The organism is Pandoraea anapnoica, assembly GCF_902459765.1.
Lineage (GTDB): Bacteria > Pseudomonadota > Gammaproteobacteria > Burkholderiales > Burkholderiaceae > Pandoraea > Pandoraea anapnoica.
Genome location: NZ_CABPSP010000006.1, coordinates 202,124 through 219,313, shown reverse-complemented (window position 1 = coordinate 219,313; position 17,190 = coordinate 202,124). Strand labels below are relative to the sequence as shown.

Here is a 17,190-nt window from a genome sequence, read left to right as displayed (position 1 = left end):
GCCGCGCCGGGCCTCATCTGCTGATCACTGCTGACATCGCATGTCGAAAGCGTCTTCCACACCGCCCAAGTCGCTCCCGATCCGGGGGCGGATGTATCTCCTGCTCGCGCTCTGTCTCGTGGCGATGATCGCCGTGGGCGTCGCCGTGCACCATCAGGTCGATTCGTCCCAGCAGCGCGCCATCGCTGCCGAGCGCACCCAGATCGAGAATCTGAGCCTGCTCGAAGAGCTCAACGACTACATCTCCGACTTCCGCACGGTGGAGTCCGAAGCCCTCGCGCCGATGTCGTCCAAGGCGCTTGCGGACATCCGCACGGCGGCGGGCGAGTTCGACGACAAGATCAAGTCGGCGTCGGACCGTTATCAAAAGGTGCTGGTCCACGACGAATTCCGTCTCGCATTCTCAAAGTTTCAGTCGCAATGGGCGCAGTACCGTCGCGCGTCGAATCAGGTGTTTCAGCTTGCGCAGACCGGCAAGCTGAGCGAGGCCGCCAAGCTCTATCGCGGCGACTCGAACAATAAGTACACGCAGGCGAACAGTACGTTCGGCTCCCTGGTGTTTCGCAGCACCGAGTCGCTGATCAAGGAAGTCGAGGTGAAGAACAGCGCGGCACGCAAGCATCTGCTGCAAATCGATGCGCTGATTGCCGCGATGATCGTCGTCACCCTGCTCTGCCTGATTTACGTGGACACCGTGATTCTCAGTCCGCTGACGCGTCTGATCCGGATGGCGGGCAATACGATGTCGGGCAAAGACAAGCTGCGTCTGCCGTGGCTCTCGCGCGGTGACGAAATCGGCACGCTGTCGCGGACGCTGTCGAAGATTCAGGAAAGCACGGCGTCGCTGGTGCGTAACCAGAAACTCGCGACGGCGAAGAATACGATTTTGCAGCGGGCGCTGGCCAATGAGGAGCGTCTCAATAACTTTCAGAAGACGTTCCGCTCGATGGCCACGCACGAGTTCCGTACGTTGCTCAGCGTGATCGACGGACACGCGCAACGGTTGTTGAACCCGCGTAACGAGGAGACGGATTCGACGCCGCGTTACACGAAGATTCGCGAGGCGGTGGCGAAGCTGAATAACCTGATCCAGAACTGGCTGGATGCGGCGCAAAGCGCGTCGCTGGATGACCCGAAATTCGGCAAGCGCGCGCAGTTGTCGCTGGTGGCGTTGCTGGAGGATGTGCGCGGCGTCGGCTCGGACATGTTCCCGAACGCGACGATCACGGTGCAAGCACCGTCCGGCATGGACAGCACGATGATCGGCGACAGCAACGTGCTGTTCCACGCGTTCATCAACCTCATCAGCAATGCGACGAAGTACACGATGGCGCAACCCGCCATCGACATGAGCGTGACGGATACGGGTGAGGCGTTCCAGGTGGTGCTGCGAGACAACGGCACAGGTATCCCTGCGGACGAGTTGAAGGAGATCTTCCAGATGTCCTTCCGCTCGCGCAGTAATGCGGTGCTGGAAGACGGCTCCGGTGTGGGACTGGCGGTGGTCTACGCCGCAATCGAATTCCACAAAGGGACTATCGACGTCGCAAGTCAGGTGGGCGTTGGGACGACGTTTACGATCACGTTGCCGAAGGCACCGGCGGTGGAAGCTGCGCCAGCCTGATCGGCTGGCGTCGAAATCGGAGGAATATAACGAATGGCGAATGATCACCGGACCAGAATAATTGCCAGAAAAACACCGGAATCGGCCGCCATGACGGCAAACGTCAAACGAGCGATGGCGATCACCGCGACGCTGAACCGGTTAACGTTCAACGATGCGGATGAAGTCCGGGCGTTGTTCAGCGAATTGATCGGCAAGGCGGTGGACGACAGCTTCATGCTGGCACCGCCGTTTTACACGGCCTGTGGCGCCGATATCAGCGTGGGACGCAACGTCTTCATCAATCAGAATTGCACCTTCTATGACCTTGGCGGCCTCGACATCGGCGACGATGTGATGATCGGGCCAAACGTGAGTCTCATCACGACCGGGCATCCCCTTTCCCCCTCCCAGCGGCGCGACGGTGTCATCGCAAAGCCTATCGTGATCGAGAGGAACGTCTGGATCGCAGCGGGCGCAATCATCATCGGCGGCGTCACCGTCGGCGAGAACTCGGTGGTTGCGGCCGGTGCGGTCGTGACCAGAGACGTCCCGCCGAACTCGCTGGTCGGCGGCAATCCGGCGAAGGTCATTCGTTCGATTTCGGATTAGCAGATCGCCCAACAGACGCCCGCAAGAAGGCTGACGCCAAATGAAAATGACAGCTCCGCCCGCCCGGTCAGCTATCATGCCAGTCTTCTTAGCGGTAGCTCCTTATGATTTCCGTCCGTAATCTCACGCTGCGTCGCGGCGTCAACGTCGTGCTCGACAGCGCGTCCGTCACCTTCACCCCAGGCGAAAAGATTGGCCTTGTCGGCCGCAATGGCGCTGGCAAGTCGTCGTTTTTCGCCCTTCTTAACGGTACCCTGCACGAAGATAGCGGCGAATTCTCGATTCCGGCGGCATGGAAGATGGGCCAGGTCGCGCAGGATATGCCGGAGACCGAGCAGGGAGCGACCGACTTCGTAGTCGAAGGCGACACCGTGCTGATGGCCGCGCACGCGGAAGTCGCCGCTGCCGAAGCCAGCGACGACGGCATGCGCATGGCGCACGCGTACATGAACCTGCACGACGCCGGGGCACACGACGCCCCCGCCCGCGCGCAGGCATTGATTCAGGGTCTCGGCTTCAGTGCCGAGCAGCTGAATCAGCCGGTCAACAGTTTCTCGGGTGGCTGGCGCATGCGACTGCAACTGGCGCGCGCGCTCATGTGCCCGTCCGACCTGCTGCTGCTCGACGAACCGACGAACCACTTGGATATCGACGCACTGGTCTGGCTGGAAGCGTGGCTCAAGCGCTATCAGGGAACGCTGGTCGTGATCAGCCACGACCGCGAGTTTCTCGACGCGGTGACGCAGGTCACCGTGCACGTCGACAATGCCAAGCTCGTGCGTTATGGCGGTAACTACAGCAAGTTCGAAGACATGCGCGCCGAGCAGCTTGTCTTGCAACAGGCTGCGATGGCCAAGCAAGTGGAAAAGATCGCCCACTTGCAGAAATTCATCGACAGATTCAAGGCGCAGGCATCGAAGGCGAAGCAGGCGCAGAGCCGGGTCAAAGCGCTCGAACGCATGGAGAAGGTTGCTCCGGTGCTTGCAGAAGCGGAATTCAACTTCGAGTTCAAGGAGCCGCTCAGCGTTCCGAACCCGCTGTTGTCGATGCTGGACGCGAGTTTCGGCTACCCCGCCCCCGCCGACGCACCACCGGACACGCCACCCACCGTCATCGTGAAGGGCATCAGCCGTTCTGTGCTGGCAGGGCAGCGCATCGGGATTCTCGGTGCGAACGGTCAGGGCAAGTCCACGCTGGTGAAGACGGTCGCGCACGCGCTGGCACCGATTGCCGGTGAAATCAGCGAAGGCAAGGGGCTGAACATCGGCTACTTCGCCCAGCAGGAGCTTGACGTGCTGCGCCCGCTCGACACGCCGATGGAACACATGATCCGCCTCGCCCGGGACACGCCGCCCCAGATGCGCGCGCCCGGCCAGAGTGGCACGGAGCAATCGCTGCGGACGTTCCTGGGGACGTTCAACTTTAGTGGCGACATGGTCCATCAGGCGGTCGGCACGATGAGCGGCGGCGAAAAGGCGCGGCTCGTGTTGTGCATGATCGTGTGGCAGCGTCCTAACCTGCTGTTGCTCGACGAGCCGACCAACCACCTCGATTTGGCCACACGTGAGGCGCTGGCAGTGGCGCTTAACGAGTTTGAAGGCACGGTGTTGCTGGTGAGCCACGACCGCGCGCTGCTGCGCGCCGTCTGTGACGAGTTCTGGCTGGTCACCAACGGCGGCGTCGAACCCTTCGACGGCGATCTGGACGATTACCAGCAGTTCTTGCGCGACGAAGCACGTCGGCTGCGCGAGCAGGCTGCCGCCTGAGTGGCTTCCTGACGGTCGGCGTTGCACGTCGACCGGCCTTAGGTCGACAGGACCTTCTTCATGGACGGCGCGGGATGAAGCACATAGCTCTCTCGCTCATAAAGCGGGATCGCGTCCGGCCGCGCGTCAAGAAATAGCGTGGTCATGCCACGAGCACGCGCGTCGGCTTCGGCGTACGCCATCAAGGATCGGCCAACACCTGTCCCCCGACCCGCCGCATCGACTGCGACAACTGAAACTGCCCAAGAGCAGTCCATCGCAATTTGCCTCAGAATATGGGCTGAATAAGCAACGAAGCGTCTCGTACAACCAATATCCGCTGAGGTTACAAATGGTTGACTGGTCTGTTGTTGTGACAGTCTTTTCTGTCTATGCGGCCGCTGTCGTCATACCCGGGCCGAACTTCGTCGCCATCACGCACAAGGCGGTAACCGGCAAACGCTCCGATGCGCTCGCACTTGTCGCCGGAATCGTGACGGTGAATCTGTTCTGGGCGACCTGCGCCGTCCTCGGCATCGGTGTGGTGTTTGCGATTTTTCCGTGGCTCGCGATCGGCGTCAAGCTGACTGGTGCGGCCTATCTGATCTGGTTCGGGCTACGGCTAGTGATGTCGGCACGGGCCATCCACACGGAAGTCCGTCAGCCGACGAAGCCCCCCCTGTTTCGCGCCGCATTCCTGCAAGGTATCGCGACAAATATCGCGAATCCGAAGTCCATCGCCTTTTATGCGGCGGTGTTTTCCTCAGCGGTACCCACGCACGTTTCTACGCCGACGTTCTTCGCGATGTTGGCGACTGTCGGTATATCGGCGACATGCTGGTACGGAGTCGTCGCGCTCGTTCTATCGCATGCGAGGATTGCGAGCGCGTATCGCCGCGCGAAGGCATGGATCGACCTCACATGTGGAGGGCTTATGATCGCGCTGGGAATCCGGCAGGCATTTCGTTAATTGCTCTCCCCCGAGGAAGGCGTCGAATGGGATGTAGGGGCGATCGCGATCTTCACAGCCGCCCATGAGGGCGGTAGCATCGGCTTCGCCTGCAATCTCGCGGCCCGGCCCCTTCACCTCCTATTTCACCTTTTATGTCAGGTCCTCAAGCGGCCTCCGCCGTCTATAGAGAATTCGCCCCCATGCTGCAGAGCAGCGGCGCGCATCTCGACGACTTGCTGCTCTTTACCCTCGTGGTGGACGCCGGCGGATTCAGCGCTGCCGAGCGGCAGACCGGTATCGCCAAATCGCGGCTGTCCCGCAGGGTGGCGACACTCGAGCGCGCGCTCGGCGTGCGACTGCTGCACCGGTCCGGGCAAGTCTTCGGCCTCACACCCGTTGGCGAGGCGGTGCTCGTGCACGCGCGTGAGGCAGCCACTCACGTTGACAAGATCGGCGCGCTCACGCGCAGTGCCGTGGCAGAGCCATCGGGTGTGATCCACCTCCATACCTCCGTGCTGATCGCCGAGACCACGCTCCCACCAATCCTGGCTGACTTTGCGCGCACGCACCCCCGCGTGCAGGTGCAGTTGACGCTATCGAATCGCTTTGTCGACCTGGCCGAAGAACGGCTGGATCTGGTCATCCGTGCGGCGGTTGTGCCCCTCGCATCAGAAGACGTGATCGCCATGCCGATAGCAACGTCGCCATCGATCGTCGTGGCCCATCCGTCGTTGCTCAAAGCCGACGGCCCACCCACGCGCCTCGATGAGTTGTCCGGCTACCCCTGTCTCGCGCAGGGCACGCTGGCAAATCCGAGGCCATGGCAGTTCGTCGGTGCAGACGACGAGCCGATCGACATCGCGATCACGCCGGGCATTGCCGTGGATAATCTATTGGTCATTCGCGAACTCGCGCTGCGCGGCGCCGGCATGGCGCAGTTACCGGCGTATCTTTGCCAGGACGCCATTGATGACGGCAGACTGGTGCCCGTGCTCGACGCCGTGCGCTCGCGCCCGGCGACGCTTTACGCCATGTACCCGAGCCGGCGCGGCATGACTTCCGCCGTGCGCGTGTTCCTCGATCTGGTGCGCGCAAGGTGGCCGTCCGATCCGGCCTCCGCCTGCCCCCCTGTGTCCGGCGGGACCGTTCCAGTTCCGAAACGCCTCGTTGCAAACCGCTGACTTCCCACCATCGGGGCGAGCCAGTATGTTTCTCTGGATCGACGGGTCCGCGCAGCGGTGACTTGCAACAGGCGTGCGGCACGCTGATCCGATCGCGGCGGAAGCCTGTCGAACATCTTCTTTCCTTGTTGGTCAGTAAGATGACATAGCTATCGCCTGATGGCTCTCATCGATAGCCAACGTTCACATATCGCCCAAGCACAGGAAGCCAGATCATGACCAAGCAGATTTTCATCAACCTGCCCGTGACAAACCTGCCGCAATCCAAGGCCTTTTATGAGGCCGTTGGCGCGGTCAACAACCCCGCGTTCACCGACGAGACCGCAGCATGCATGGTGATCTCCGATGCGATCTACGTCATGCTGCTTACCCACGACAAATGGCGCCAGTTTACGGGAAAGCGAATTGTCGACGCGCACGCTGAGGCACAGGTATTACTGTGCCTGTCAGCGGGCGGACGGGAAGATGTGTCCGAACTCGTGCAGAAGGCGGCCGACGCGGGCGGCAAGGCGGATCCCACGCCTGTTCAGGATTTCGGTTTCATGTTCGGACGCAGCTTCGAGGATCCGGACGGCCATATCTGGGAGGTAATGTGGATGGACCCGGCAGCCATTCCGCCGCACGGTTAACGCACTGATGATTCGCCCGCCGAGGCCTCACGCGGGCGCATCTTCCAGCGTCAACGGGTATTGCTCCGGACAAGCTATGCCCGTCGTCCGACACCCAATCCGGCTCCGGACTTCCCCGCAATCAGCAGCATCAACCCCGTCTCCCGAACTTTCCGGTTCAGGCGTGAATGGTTTCCTCGCGACTCAACATCCCGACGAACTCATCAATCTTCCGCACACGCGTCTCGGCCCTTTTGACGTTCTGTATCCGAAACAAGATCGCGTAGCGATTCCGGCCATTCAGCGTCGCAAAAAACGCTTTGGCCTTAGGATTCGCGTCTAACGCGGCCTGCAAATCATCCGGGACTACTGAGTTTTTAGGGGAGTCGTAAGCTGCTTGCCACCGCCCATCCGCTTTGGCTTTTTCGATTTCTCGCATCCCTGACGGGCGCATTCTGCCTGTAGCGATCAGGGCTTCCGCTCGTTCTCTATTCAGCTTGGCCCAGATGCTTTTCGCCGTGCGTGGTGTGAAGCGCTGCAACCAGTGTTCATCGCTTTCCTTCTTTTTTTGCCCATCGATCCAGCCGTGGCACAGCGCGCTTTCCACTGCCTGTGCATAGCTCAGCGTTGGCTGCGCCGCCCCTTTCTTTGCCAGACGCAGCCATACCCCGGCGGATGTTCCGCCGTTTTGCTTCAACCAGTCTTCCCATTCATTCTGGTCAGAGAATGTCAGACAAGGCTCTGTCATAGCGCGATTTGAATCGTGATATCCGGGCAGTGGCACTTTTGCGCCGCAACGATGTCGCCATATCGTAACGCGCTCGAGACGCCCCTGCGAATATTCAGTTCAAATCCACTGATCGTTCGCCACCGTCCGATCCCCTGCCTCGCCGTCGCCCGTGTTCACCACGCCTCGCGGCTCGATGAGCAGCAGCTTGGCTTCAGACTCCGCAAACGGCTTGTGTTCGATACCCTTCGGCACCACGGCCATTTCACCGGCGCGTAGCGCGATGGAACCGTCGCCGGTCGTCGCATCGCGGAAATCGATCCGCAACTCGCCTTCCAGGACGATGAACGTTTCGTCGGTATCGGCATGCTGATGCCATTGGAACTCGCCGATGACCTTCACGACCTTGAACTGGTAGTCGTTCATCTCGGCAACCACGCGAGGTTGCCAGTGACCATCGATCAGCGCGATCTTGCGGATCGGGTCGATGGCCTTGCACTGGCCGCGATCCGCCGGGGCGTTGGGATGAGTGGGGAATTGAGACATCGTTCTCTCCGGTTTTTTGGGGGTAATGCGCCGAGGATACGCATGCCCCTTCACGGCCGTATTGAACGATTGTGCGTGGTGGTTCTAGCCCGGCAGAATGCCGCTCGCAACCTGAAGCCAGCGGCCCGGCGTCAGCCCGAAGGTCTTTGAGAAATGGCGCGTCATATGGCTCTGATCGGCGAAACCTGCCGTAGCCGCCGCATCCACGAGAGATGTACCCGCAAGCAACTGATGACGCACATCATCGAGACGTCGCATCGTCAGATACCGGTACGGACTTGTGCCGTAGAACGTGCGAAAGTCGCGCGACAGACTCCAGCGATCCCGTCCCGTCGCCGCTTCGAGTTCGTCCAGTGTGACGACCCGCGCGCTATTCTTCTCGCCGCTACGTTTTTTCGGGGGGAGGTCAGCAACAACATCGTCGTTTGAGAAAAGCCGCCTACTGCCATGTCTCATTCAACTCGAATGCTCGGCGACGCCGTTCCGTATTGATGTCGTGAAATTTCGCGGATGTAGTATTGAATTCCAATTCCATCAACGCGACTCAGATGTAGAACATCGCGCCGGAGCTCAGGCATTCCGAGATCGCTTGCCTGACTGCGCGGCACGGTCGAAGCAGCCGAACAAAAACACGGCAACCGCGAACCCCAGTGTGACGACGCACACTCCATTCCATCCCGCCCATGCCCATGCCGCGCCTGACAGCGCAGCGCCAATTGCGCCGCCGACGAAAAAGATGCCGACAAAGAGCGCGTTCAAGCGGCCACGAGCCGCCGGATTGATCAGGTTGATCGCGCGTCGACCGAGCGTTTGATCGGCGATCACACCGGCGTCGAGCGCCGCCGCCCCGACTACCAGCAATGCGAGCGCACGGACGGGGTGCGTGGCCGCGGAGAACCCGCCCCAGCCCGCCCCGGCAGTCGCGAGCACGAGTACCGCCGCGATCATCACCAGATGCGCGGTGATTTGTGTCGCACGCCCCGCCCCGCAATCGCCGAGGTAGCCCGCGAGCGGCGTCACTATCGCGCCCGTTGCACCCGCCAGCGCGAAGGCAGCAATGCCTTGTGTACCCAGCGAAAACGGCGGCTGGGCAAGAAGCAGTGCGATGGCTGTCCAGAACGCGCTGAACGCACCGAGTGCGAGCGCGGCAAGCGTCGCGCGACGCTGTAAGACGCGTTCGGTGCGCAGCAAGGTCCACAGCGAACGCAGCAAGTCCAAGTAGCGAGCAGCCGTCTGCGGCGTGTGACTCGGCAACCGAGTCAGCAGCACGACAGCAAGCAGCAAGTCGGCCAACGCCGCGATGCCATAGAACGCACGCCAGCCAAACGCTCCGCCGATCAGGCTCGCGAGCGGTCGCGACAACAAAATACCCAGCATCAGGCCGCTCATCACGTTGCCGACTGCGCGTCCGCGCCGGCTTTCAGGCGCCATCGACGCCGCCATCGGCACGAGCATCTGGATCACGCTCGATGTCGCCCCCGCCATGAACACCGATGCCAGAAACAGCCAGCCCGATCGCGCGAGCGACGCGAATCCGAGGAACATCGCGCAGCAGGCGAGCGTCCAGACGATCAGGCGGCGATTTTCAAGAAGGTCGCATAGGGGTACGAGCAATAGCAGACCCGCGGCGTAGCCGAGTTGCGGGAGCATTGCGATCATGCCGGCAAGCTCTGGTGGCAGAGTCAATGCTCGGCTGACAGGCCCCGTCAGAGGTTGCGCGGCGGTTAGGTTCACGACGATGACGCCGATGGCGGCGGCAAAAAAAATCGTCAATGGCGTGGTCAGGTCACCGCCTGGGGATGCATCCGCTTGCAGTGAGGGCAGCGAAGCGGAGGGCAGTTTGCGCGCGCAAGTGTCAGCAGGTTGACTCATGGGTTTGGGCTTCCGGGTGTACGAGTGTGGCTTATCCTAAGAACGAGAACGTTATGCGACAATTGAATTATCTTGATAATGTTTATGCGAGATTGTTTAATGAACACGCGAGACTTGCAGGCTTTCGTGGCTGTGGTCGAAAGCGGCTCAATGGTGCGGGCCGCAGAGAGACTGTTTTTGACTCAGCCGGGACTCACGCGCCGAGTCCAGAATCTGGAAACGATGCTCGGCATCGAGCTGCTCGACCGGCAGAGCAAGCCGCTCAAGCCGACGGCGGCCGGAAGCGACGTCTATGGCCTTGCGCGCGCGGTGCTACGCGCGGTCGACGACCTGCTGGCCGTCGCGTCGCCTGATAGCGAGCCGGCAGGCGAGTTTAGGATCGGGGTACCGCCGTTTTTGTCTGAGATGGCGTTGGAGCAACCCATCGATCGTCTGCGTGCCGCATTTCCGAATCTGACGCTGCGCGTGACAGCGGGCTGGTCGCCGGGACTGCTGGAGGGCATCGAAAAGGCGAAGGCGGACGCGGTCGTCGTTCTTTTGCCTGAAGGCGTGCCATTGCCGGCAGGCCTGACGTCGACGCTTCTCGCCTATAAGCCCACGGTCGTCGTCGCGCCGCGCTCGTTCAGTCTGCCCGACAAACCCGTCTCGCTCGCCGATCTGGCGATTTATCCCTGGGTGTTGAACCAGGACGGTTGCGGAATGCGTTCAGCACTGAGTCGCGCCATGTCTGCGGCAGGTTTGCCGTTCAACGTCGCTGTCGAAGCGTTCGGTTCGGAACTACAGTTGTCGCTGGTCGCGCGCGCTTTGGGCGTCGGGCTCGCTGCGCCTGAAGTGCTGGCGCGCAGCCCGCATCGCAATGCGCTGCAGATCGTCGATGTGCCTGAGTTCAATAGCGGACTGAACGTGTGGCTCGTGCATGCCGTGCTGCCTGGCCGTCTTGTGCGACCCGTCGCGGTGATGCGCGACGCACTGATCGAAACACTGGAAAGGGATGCGGTATGTTTGCCTCTCACCGATTCCGTCGCATAAACCCGAGCAGAAGCTGCGTTGCAGGAGATTTCCCACCACCGGCCGCGGCGCAAAAGCCGGGTAAATTCGCACGTCGAAGCCGCTTGCCACCGTCCATCCGCTTTGGCTTTTTCGATTTCTCGCATTCCTGACGGGCGCATTCTGCCTTCGGCGATCAAGGCCTATGCTCGTTCTGCATTCAGCTTGGCCCAGATGCTGTTAGCCGTGCGTGGGGTGAAGCGCTGCAACCAGTGCTCGTCGCTTTCCTTCTTCCCCCTGGCTGTTCTAGCCCGGCAGAATGCCGCTCGCGACCTGAAGCCAGCGGCCGGGCGTCAGTCCGAAGGTCTTCGAGAAATGGCGCGTCATATGGCTCTGATCGGCAAAACCTGCCGTAGCAGCCGCATCGACGAGGGATGTGCCCGTAAGCAACTGGTGACGCACGTCGTCGAGACGTCGCATCGTCAGATACCGGTACGGACTTGTGCCGTAGAACGTGCGAAAGTCGCGCGACAGACTCCAGCGATCCCGCCCTGTCGCCGCTTCGAGTTCGTCCAGCGTGACGACCCGTGCGCTGTGCGTATGCAGGTAATCACGCGCACGCCGCGCCGCCAGATAGTCGCCCTTCGTCTTCCGCGCAGGCGCGCCTGAGACGGCCGCAAGCGCGTGGGCCAGTTCCGTCAGCGCGTCGCTCTGTTCAAGTGGTTCCAGCGTGTGGCTAACGTGTTGCAGCAACGTTTCGGTCGCTGCCGCCAGACGCGGATCCGTCGTCACGCCCCCTTCGACGAACGGCAGCGCTTGCCCGCCAAGCACGTCCTGAAACAGCGACGGATGCACGTAGATCATGCGATACCGGAATCCCTCGTCGGTGCCCGCCTGACCGTCGTGCGGTTCGTCGGGATGCAGCACCATCGTGTTGCCGGGCAGACTGTTTCGCTGCCCCCGCCGATAGCTGAAACTCTGAACACCCGCGAGCGTGCGGCCAATCGCGTAGGTGTCATGGCGATGCATCGAATAAGCGTTACCGCGAAACCAGGCCTCGAAGCGCTCCACGCCCTCGATCGGCTGTGCATGCTTCACCCAATCGGGTGTTAAAGCGGATGTCCGTCGATTCATGATGTATGGCCTAGGATGACCTCACGCGTCGCGATGCAGTCGCAGATTCAAACCACGCTCGATATTACACACTCAAGCAGGCGGATTCACATCCGACGCATTGCCTGCCCCGCCCAGCGCCTTGTACAGCGCCATGCGGTTGTTCAAGCGATTCAAGCGCACTTGCGCGTCGGCCGTTTGCGCGTTGCGCAGCAACTGCAACTGCTCCAGCCACTGCTGCACCCCGATAGCGCCCGCCTGATAGCGCGAACGCAGCAAGGTCTCGGCACGCTGTGCCTGCACCAGCGACAGCGTGCGTTGCTCTGCCTCGCGCGTCAGTTGCTCACGGGCTGATAGAGCGTTCTCGACTTCGCTCAGTGCCGTAAAGAGGCTCTTGCGGAAATTCACCACCGCTTCCTCGTACTGCGTCTGCGACACCTTGATCTGCAACTGCATCGTATTCCACTGGATGAACGGCAGGGCCAGCCCCACCCCCAGCGAACCGATCGGGTTCTGCAATACGCGCTCCAGCGACGTACTCGTCGTCCCCACCTGCCCCGTCAGCGTGAACGTCGGGTAAAAGCTCGTGCGGGTGATGTCGACGTTAGCGAGTGTCCCACGCAAACGCAACTCCGCGGCGCGCAGGTCTGGACGACGGCCAAGCAACTCCGCAGGCAATCCCGCCGGTACGACAGGCAACGCCTGCGTAGGTAGCGTCGACGGCTCGGCGGCCGCCTGCTCGGGGGGACGGTCGAACAGAATCGCCAGTGCGTTGCGGTTCTCCGTGCGCTGCTGCAACAACTGCGTGAGCGCCGCGCGCTGATCGGCCAGATTGCCCTCCGTCTGCGCGACATCCAGCCCCGACACCGCCCCCGCCGCATAGCGTGAGCGCACCAGCGCCAGAATCCGTTCGCTATAAGCGATATTGCCTTCGGTGTTGGCGATCTGCTGATTCAGGAAGCCGATCGTCCAGTACAGCTGCGCCGTCGTACCGATGATCGACAGACGCGCGGATTCGCGGTCGGCGTCGGTCGCCTCGTACTCCCAGCGCGCCGCATCACGTTGCGCGGCGAGTTTTCCCCACAGATCCAGCTCGTACGATGCCTGCGCCGACAGGGTGCTCTTACGCCCCATCACATGGGTATCCAGCGTGCGTTGTACGGTCGCGTTGCCGCCAACGGTCACGGACGGCGTGAGGTTCGTATCCGCCAACCCCGCCTGCAATTGTGCGCGATAGACGCGAATCCCCGCCGCCGCCAGATCGTTGTTGACGGCCAGTACATCGGTGATCAGACGGTCCAGCACCGGGTCGCCGAATGCACGCCAGAAGTCGGGGGCAATCGTTGCGGTGTTGCCAGCGGCGACGGGCGATGCCCCGGAGGCCCCCGATGTCCCCGTCGCACCCGCCCACTGCGCAGGTACCGGCACCGCAGGCAACGTGTCGTGACGCACACCGGCGCAGCCCGTGAGCAGCGCTGCGGCGCTCGCCAGCGCGAGGACCATACGACGCAGCACCGTCGGCGTGCCGCACGAATGCGCCGAAGCGAACGGGTGGCAAGTAATAGATTTCATTCTGGTCATCTGGCTATACCTCAATCGCGTGCAAGCGCTTCGACCGGGTCGAGTCGCGCGGCATTGCGCGCTGGCATGAACCCGAACACCACGCCGATGAGCGTCGAACACAGGAATGCTGTGACGACAGAGCCCATCGAAAACACCATCTTCCACTTCTCGACGAACAGCGAGAACAGGAAGCTCGCCCCAAACGAAAGTGCAATCCCGATCGCGCCGCCCATCAGACACACCATGACGGCCTCCACCAGGAACTGCTGCATGATGTCGCTCTGACGCGCCCCGACCGCCATCCGAATACCAATCTCCCGCGTACGCTCCGTGACCGACACGATCATGATGTTCATCACACCGATACCGCCCACGACCAGCGAAATCACCGCGATCAGCGACAGCAGCAACGTGAGCGACTGACTCGTCTTTTCGACCGTCTTCACCACGCTGTCCATGTTGTACGTGAAGAAGTCCTTGCGGCCGTGACGCTGCGTCATGAGCGTCTCCAGACTCTTCTCGGCGGCCTTGCTCGGCTGTCCGTCACGCACACGCACCGTAATGCTGTCGACGTTGCGCTGACCGAAAAGACGCCCCGCCGCCGTCGTGTAAGGCACCCAGATGTTCAGGCTCTTGGTGTCGCCGAATGCGCTCTTCTTTTCCACCGTCACACCGATCACCACGCACGGCAGATTGCCCACGAAGATCACTTCGCCCAGCGGATTCGGATTCGCGCCGAACAGCTTGCGACGCGTGTTCTGGTCGATCACGGCGACCTGCGCCTGACGCCGCACTTCGTCAGCACCGAACGCAATGCCCTGCCCGATCTTCATGCCGCGCACCTGGAAGAAGTGCTCGCCCACGCCCGTCACCATCGCGCTCGCGTCGACATTGCGGTAGCGCAGCAGCAAACTGCGCGCCGTCTCGGGCGTCGCGCTGTCCACGTAGATCTGCTCCGAGAGTGCATGCACGTCCTCGGGCACGAGTGTCTGAATTGCTGTCGCGCGGTTATCGCCCCAGTCCTTGCCCGGATAGATGTTGATCGTGTTCGTGCCGATGCTGCCGATCTCGGCCAGCATGTAGCGCTTTGCCCCTTCGCCAATGGCGACGATGGAGACGACCGACGTGATGCCGATGATGATCCCGAGCATCGTCAGGAACGTGCGCAGACGGTGCGAAATCAGCGCGATCCATGCCATGCGGAACGCCTCGGCGAAGCGGTCGATGCCCCCCGTCCAGCGACGCGGCGCAATCGCCCCGCCGTGGCTGGCGTTCACCGAAGCGGGATCGGCGGCCGGGGGCGTCGAGGCGACCACGGCTTCCTCAGCAGCCTCTTCCGGCGACGGGACATCCGGCTCGATCTCCACCGGCGTGTTCTCACGGTCGGCCACGATCTCGCCATCGCGAATCTCGATGATGCGGCGCGCATGCGCGGCAACCTTCTCGTCATGGGTCACGATGATGACCGTGTGCCCCAGCGCGTTGAGTTCCTTGAGAATGCGGATGACTTCGCGACCGCTACGCGTATCGAGTGCACCAGTCGGCTCGTCGGCCAGAATCACATCGCCGCCGTTCATCAGCGCGCGCGCGATACTCACGCGCTGCTGCTGACCGCCCGACAACTGGCTCGGACGATGTTCCGTGCGATCGGCCAACCCGAGCCGCTCCAGCAGCATCACCGAGCGCGCACGACGCGCCGCATGCGGCGTGCCGGTGTACACCGACGGCATCTCCACGTTAGATGCCGCGTCGAGGTGCGGCAGCAGGTGGTAGCGCTGGAAGATGAAGCCGAAGTGCTCGCGACGCAGCTGCGCGAGCGCGTCCGCATCCAGATCGCGCGTCTCGCGCCCCGCAACGCGATAGCTGCCTTCGCTCGGATGGTCGAGACAGCCGAGGATATTCATCAGCGTCGACTTGCCCGAGCCGGACGCCCCCATGATCGCGACGATCTCGCCTTCTTCGATGGTGAGATTGACGTCGCGCAATACGGTCACATCACGCTCACCGGCCGGAAAGCGCCGGGTGATGCCCGTGAGTTCCAGCATCGGATGCGCACGGACGTCGGGAGCCTGCACAGCAGCTTGCGACGCTTGTGACACAGAAGACGTACCGGCGGCTTGAGTCATCGCACTCGTCTCCCTTTATTGGGACGCACCGGGTGAGGCGTCTGTTGAGGCTTGCGTGCTGTCGCCCGCCTCGCCGATCACGACGCGATCGTCGGCCGTGAGACCTTCTTTCACCTCGACCCGCACGTTGTTGTTCAGTCCGGTGACGACCTGACGCGTCACAGCCTTGCCATCGCCCTTGCCCTGCGCAGGCAGAACACGCACTTCGTAACGGTCCGGGCCGACCTTCTTGCCCAGCGCCGCCACCGGCACGCTCAGCGCCTGCTTGGCGGTGCCGAGCAGCACGTTGACCTGCGCCGTCATCGAAATACGCAGGCGATGGTCGGGGTTCGGCACTTCGAACAGCGCGTTGTAGAACACCGCCGTGTTGTTGCGCGTCGCCCCCCCGCCCAGCGTACTTTGCGTGTCGAGGAAGTTCTGGGGGGCCGGTTCGATGGCGCGCAGCTTGCCGTAGTAACGCTTGTCGGGATCGCCCAGAATCGTGAAGTAGGCCGTCTGTCCCGGGGAGATACGAATGACGTCGGCTTCCGAGACCTGAGCCTTCACGGTAATGGTGTCCAGATCGGCGAGCTTCAGAATCACCGGCGCTTGCTGCTGCGCAATGACGGTCTGGCCTTCCTGTGTGACGATGGCGACGACCTGCCCGTCGATCGGCGCGTCGATGCGCGTATAGCCCACGTTCGCCTTCGCCGATTCGATGGCCACGCTCGCCTTGCGGATCTGAGCGTCGAGTCCGTTCAGCGTGGCGCGCTGCACGTCCAGATTGGCTTGCGCCGACTCGAAGTCCTGACGGGAAGTTGCGTCGTCCGGCAGCATCTGACGCTGACGGGCAAATGCCAGTTCGGCCTGCCTGAGTTGCGCCGCCGTCGAGCGCTTTTGCGCCTGAAGGTTCTGTTCTTCGGCCTCGGCCTGACGCAGGCTGTTCTGCGCCAGCACCGGATCGATCTGCGCGAGCCATTGCCCCTTCGTGACCTTGTCGCCCAGCTTGACCTTGAGCGACTTCAACTGCCCGCTGACCTGTGCGCCGACGTCCACCTGCTGGAAGGCACCCAGCGTACCCGTGGCAAGCACCGTGTTTTCGAGGTCGGCACGCTCCACCCTGGCGCTGAGGTACTGAGGCACCTTCGGGGTCGCGAGACTGCGCAGACCGAGCACCACGAGAACGATAAGCACAACGAGGCTGGTAATCAGATAGGGCCGACGGCGAATGAACTGGATCATGGAACGAAGTTGGCGATCAAAAAGACACGTCCGGGACACGTCAAAAGGGCTTCACTCGTAGCGCATTCGGGCCGGTGGGCCGGTCGGTCTGCCGGCCGGAGATCGGTCGATCTCCCCGTTAGCGCCGTGCCGGTCGCGTCGGGCACGCTTCGGAGCACAAAAGGATGAGATTTTAAGGGGTTTGCATGACGGGTGGGGCGGCATTCCCGCGTCGGTCGTTTCGTTGCAGGCAGTGTCGCACCCGAGACAGACGCTGAAAACTTGTACAAATCACAGTTTCACGCCCGCTGGCGCGGCAAAACACGGGAAAAACCACGTGAAGTGATATATTCGC

At 62.1% G+C, this 17,190-nt stretch carries 16 protein-coding genes and 1 pseudogene; 7 read left to right on the top strand and 10 right to left on the bottom strand.

Features of this window, described 5'->3' with window-relative positions; all coding sequences use genetic code 11:
* Nucleotides 1-40 precede the first annotated feature (40 nt).
* The 3 genes from PAN31117_RS12395 (at nt 41) to PAN31117_RS12385 (ending at nt 3,981) form a co-directional block, all read left to right on the top strand.
* Entirely contained in the window at nt 41-1,624 is a 1,584-nt protein-coding gene (locus PAN31117_RS12395; RefSeq protein ID WP_150738451.1) for a sensor histidine kinase, read from the top strand.
* A 33-nt stretch (nt 1,625-1,657) separates the two neighbouring features.
* Nucleotides 1,658-2,215, top strand: a complete 558-nt coding sequence (locus PAN31117_RS12390) for a DapH/DapD/GlmU-related protein (RefSeq protein WP_150738450.1) — start codon at nt 1,658-1,660, stop codon at nt 2,213-2,215.
* 104 nt (nt 2,216-2,319) lie between these two features.
* Entirely contained in the window at nt 2,320-3,981 is a 1,662-nt protein-coding gene (locus PAN31117_RS12385; protein WP_150738449.1) for an ABC-F family ATP-binding cassette domain-containing protein, read from the top strand.
* A 38-nt stretch (nt 3,982-4,019) separates the two neighbouring features.
* Here PAN31117_RS12385 and PAN31117_RS12380 read toward each other — a convergent pair whose 3' ends face one another.
* Nucleotides 4,020-4,253 (bottom strand): GNAT family N-acetyltransferase, encoded by a 234-nt coding sequence (locus PAN31117_RS12380; RefSeq protein ID WP_503124983.1) that lies wholly within the window; start codon nt 4,251-4,253, stop codon nt 4,020-4,022.
* A 59-nt stretch (nt 4,254-4,312) separates the two neighbouring features.
* On the opposite strand from PAN31117_RS12380, the gene PAN31117_RS12375 reads away from it, so the two are divergent.
* The 3 genes from PAN31117_RS12375 (at nt 4,313) to PAN31117_RS12365 (ending at nt 6,722) form a co-directional block, all read left to right on the top strand.
* The gene (locus PAN31117_RS12375; protein ID WP_150738447.1) at nt 4,313-4,930 is read left to right on the top strand and encodes a LysE family translocator; all 618 of its coding nucleotides are present in this window, start codon (nt 4,313-4,315) and stop codon (nt 4,928-4,930) included.
* A 182-nt stretch (nt 4,931-5,112) separates the two neighbouring features.
* On the top strand, nt 5,113-6,093 hold the full coding sequence (locus PAN31117_RS12370) for a LysR family transcriptional regulator (protein WP_150738446.1): 981 nt from the start codon (nt 5,113-5,115) through the stop codon (nt 6,091-6,093).
* A 215-nt stretch (nt 6,094-6,308) separates the two neighbouring features.
* Nucleotides 6,309-6,722 (top strand): VOC family protein, encoded by a 414-nt coding sequence (locus PAN31117_RS12365; protein ID WP_150738445.1) that lies wholly within the window; start codon nt 6,309-6,311, stop codon nt 6,720-6,722.
* A gap of 157 nt (nt 6,723-6,879) precedes the next feature.
* On the opposite strand, the gene PAN31117_RS12360 is transcribed toward PAN31117_RS12365, so the two are convergent.
* The 4 genes and pseudogenes from PAN31117_RS12360 to PAN31117_RS12345 all read right to left on the bottom strand — a co-directional run bounded on the left by PAN31117_RS12360 (nt 6,880) and on the right by PAN31117_RS12345 (nt 9,846).
* Entirely contained in the window at nt 6,880-7,449 is a 570-nt protein-coding gene (locus PAN31117_RS12360) for a YdeI/OmpD-associated family protein (RefSeq protein WP_150738444.1), read from the bottom strand.
* A gap of 99 nt (nt 7,450-7,548) precedes the next feature.
* Complete coding sequence (locus tag PAN31117_RS12355; RefSeq protein ID WP_150738443.1) at nt 7,549-7,974, bottom strand: cupin domain-containing protein; 426 nt, start codon at nt 7,972-7,974, stop codon at nt 7,549-7,551.
* Nucleotides 7,975-8,058: 84 nt separating this feature from the next.
* Nucleotides 8,059-8,349 (bottom strand): annotated as a pseudogene (locus tag PAN31117_RS12350) (helix-turn-helix domain-containing protein); the annotation flags it as partial.
* A 195-nt stretch (nt 8,350-8,544) separates the two neighbouring features.
* Nucleotides 8,545-9,846 carry an MFS transporter gene (locus tag PAN31117_RS12345; protein WP_150738442.1) on the bottom strand — a complete coding sequence of 434 codons (1,302 nt, stop codon included), beginning with the start codon at nt 9,844-9,846 and terminating at the stop codon, nt 8,545-8,547.
* 99 nt (nt 9,847-9,945) lie between these two features.
* Between PAN31117_RS12345 and PAN31117_RS12340 the strand changes: the two genes are divergently transcribed.
* Complete coding sequence (locus PAN31117_RS12340; protein ID WP_150738441.1) at nt 9,946-10,875, top strand: LysR family transcriptional regulator; 930 nt, start codon at nt 9,946-9,948, stop codon at nt 10,873-10,875.
* Nucleotides 10,876-11,036: 161 nt separating this feature from the next.
* Here PAN31117_RS12340 and PAN31117_RS27930 read toward each other — a convergent pair whose 3' ends face one another.
* The 5 genes from PAN31117_RS27930 to macA all read right to left on the bottom strand — a co-directional run bounded on the left by PAN31117_RS27930 (nt 11,037) and on the right by macA (nt 16,856).
* Complete coding sequence (locus PAN31117_RS27930) at nt 11,037-11,102, bottom strand: hypothetical protein (protein ID WP_503124982.1); 66 nt, start codon at nt 11,100-11,102, stop codon at nt 11,037-11,039.
* Between the two features lie 37 nt (nt 11,103-11,139).
* On the bottom strand, nt 11,140-11,967 hold the full coding sequence (locus tag PAN31117_RS12330) for an AraC family transcriptional regulator (protein ID WP_150738440.1): 828 nt from the start codon (nt 11,965-11,967) through the stop codon (nt 11,140-11,142).
* Nucleotides 11,968-12,039: 72 nt separating this feature from the next.
* Nucleotides 12,040-13,449, bottom strand: coding sequence for an efflux transporter outer membrane subunit (locus tag PAN31117_RS12325; protein ID WP_150738512.1), 1,410 nt, complete (start codon nt 13,447-13,449; stop codon nt 12,040-12,042).
* 89 nt (nt 13,450-13,538) lie between these two features.
* Nucleotides 13,539-15,554: a MacB family efflux pump subunit gene (locus tag PAN31117_RS12320; protein WP_150738511.1), complete on the bottom strand. Its 2,016-nt coding sequence runs from the start codon at nt 15,552-15,554 to the stop codon at nt 13,539-13,541.
* Between the two features lie 96 nt (nt 15,555-15,650).
* Nucleotides 15,651-16,856 carry a macrolide transporter subunit MacA gene (gene macA / locus PAN31117_RS12315; RefSeq protein WP_150738439.1) on the bottom strand — a complete coding sequence of 402 codons (1,206 nt, stop codon included), beginning with the start codon at nt 16,854-16,856 and terminating at the stop codon, nt 15,651-15,653.
* Nucleotides 16,857-17,190: the final 334 nt, after the last annotated feature.

Excerpts from the sequence above, each read along its gene's own strand:
- PAN31117_RS12330 (WP_150738440.1), bottom strand. The coding sequence starts at position 11,967 with ATGAATCGACGGACATCCGCTTTAACACCCGATTGGGTGAAGCATGCA.
- PAN31117_RS12320 (WP_150738511.1), bottom strand. The coding sequence starts at position 15,554 with ATGCTGGAACTCACGGGCATCACCCGGCGCTTTCCGGCCGGTGAGCGT.
- PAN31117_RS12385 (WP_150738449.1), top strand. The coding sequence starts at position 2,320 with ATGATTTCCGTCCGTAATCTCACGCTGCGTCGCGGCGTCAACGTCGTG.
- PAN31117_RS12340 (WP_150738441.1), top strand. The coding sequence starts at position 9,946 with ATGAACACGCGAGACTTGCAGGCTTTCGTGGCTGTGGTCGAAAGCGGC.
- PAN31117_RS12360 (WP_150738444.1), bottom strand. The coding sequence starts at position 7,449 with ATGACAGAGCCTTGTCTGACATTCTCTGACCAGAATGAATGGGAAGAC.
- PAN31117_RS12395 (WP_150738451.1), top strand. The coding sequence starts at position 41 with ATGTCGAAAGCGTCTTCCACACCGCCCAAGTCGCTCCCGATCCGGGGG.
- PAN31117_RS12370 (WP_150738446.1), top strand. The coding sequence starts at position 5,113 with ATGCTGCAGAGCAGCGGCGCGCATCTCGACGACTTGCTGCTCTTTACC.
- PAN31117_RS12355 (WP_150738443.1), bottom strand. The coding sequence starts at position 7,974 with ATGTCTCAATTCCCCACTCATCCCAACGCCCCGGCGGATCGCGGCCAG.
- PAN31117_RS12375 (WP_150738447.1), top strand. The coding sequence starts at position 4,313 with ATGGTTGACTGGTCTGTTGTTGTGACAGTCTTTTCTGTCTATGCGGCC.
- PAN31117_RS12365 (WP_150738445.1), top strand. The coding sequence starts at position 6,309 with ATGACCAAGCAGATTTTCATCAACCTGCCCGTGACAAACCTGCCGCAA.
- macA (WP_150738439.1), bottom strand. The coding sequence starts at position 16,856 with ATGATCCAGTTCATTCGCCGTCGGCCCTATCTGATTACCAGCCTCGTT.
- PAN31117_RS12345 (WP_150738442.1), bottom strand. The coding sequence starts at position 9,846 with ATGAGTCAACCTGCTGACACTTGCGCGCGCAAACTGCCCTCCGCTTCG.
- PAN31117_RS12325 (WP_150738512.1), bottom strand. The coding sequence starts at position 13,449 with ATGGTCCTCGCGCTGGCGAGCGCCGCAGCGCTGCTCACGGGCTGCGCC.
- PAN31117_RS12390 (WP_150738450.1), top strand. The coding sequence starts at position 1,658 with ATGGCGAATGATCACCGGACCAGAATAATTGCCAGAAAAACACCGGAA.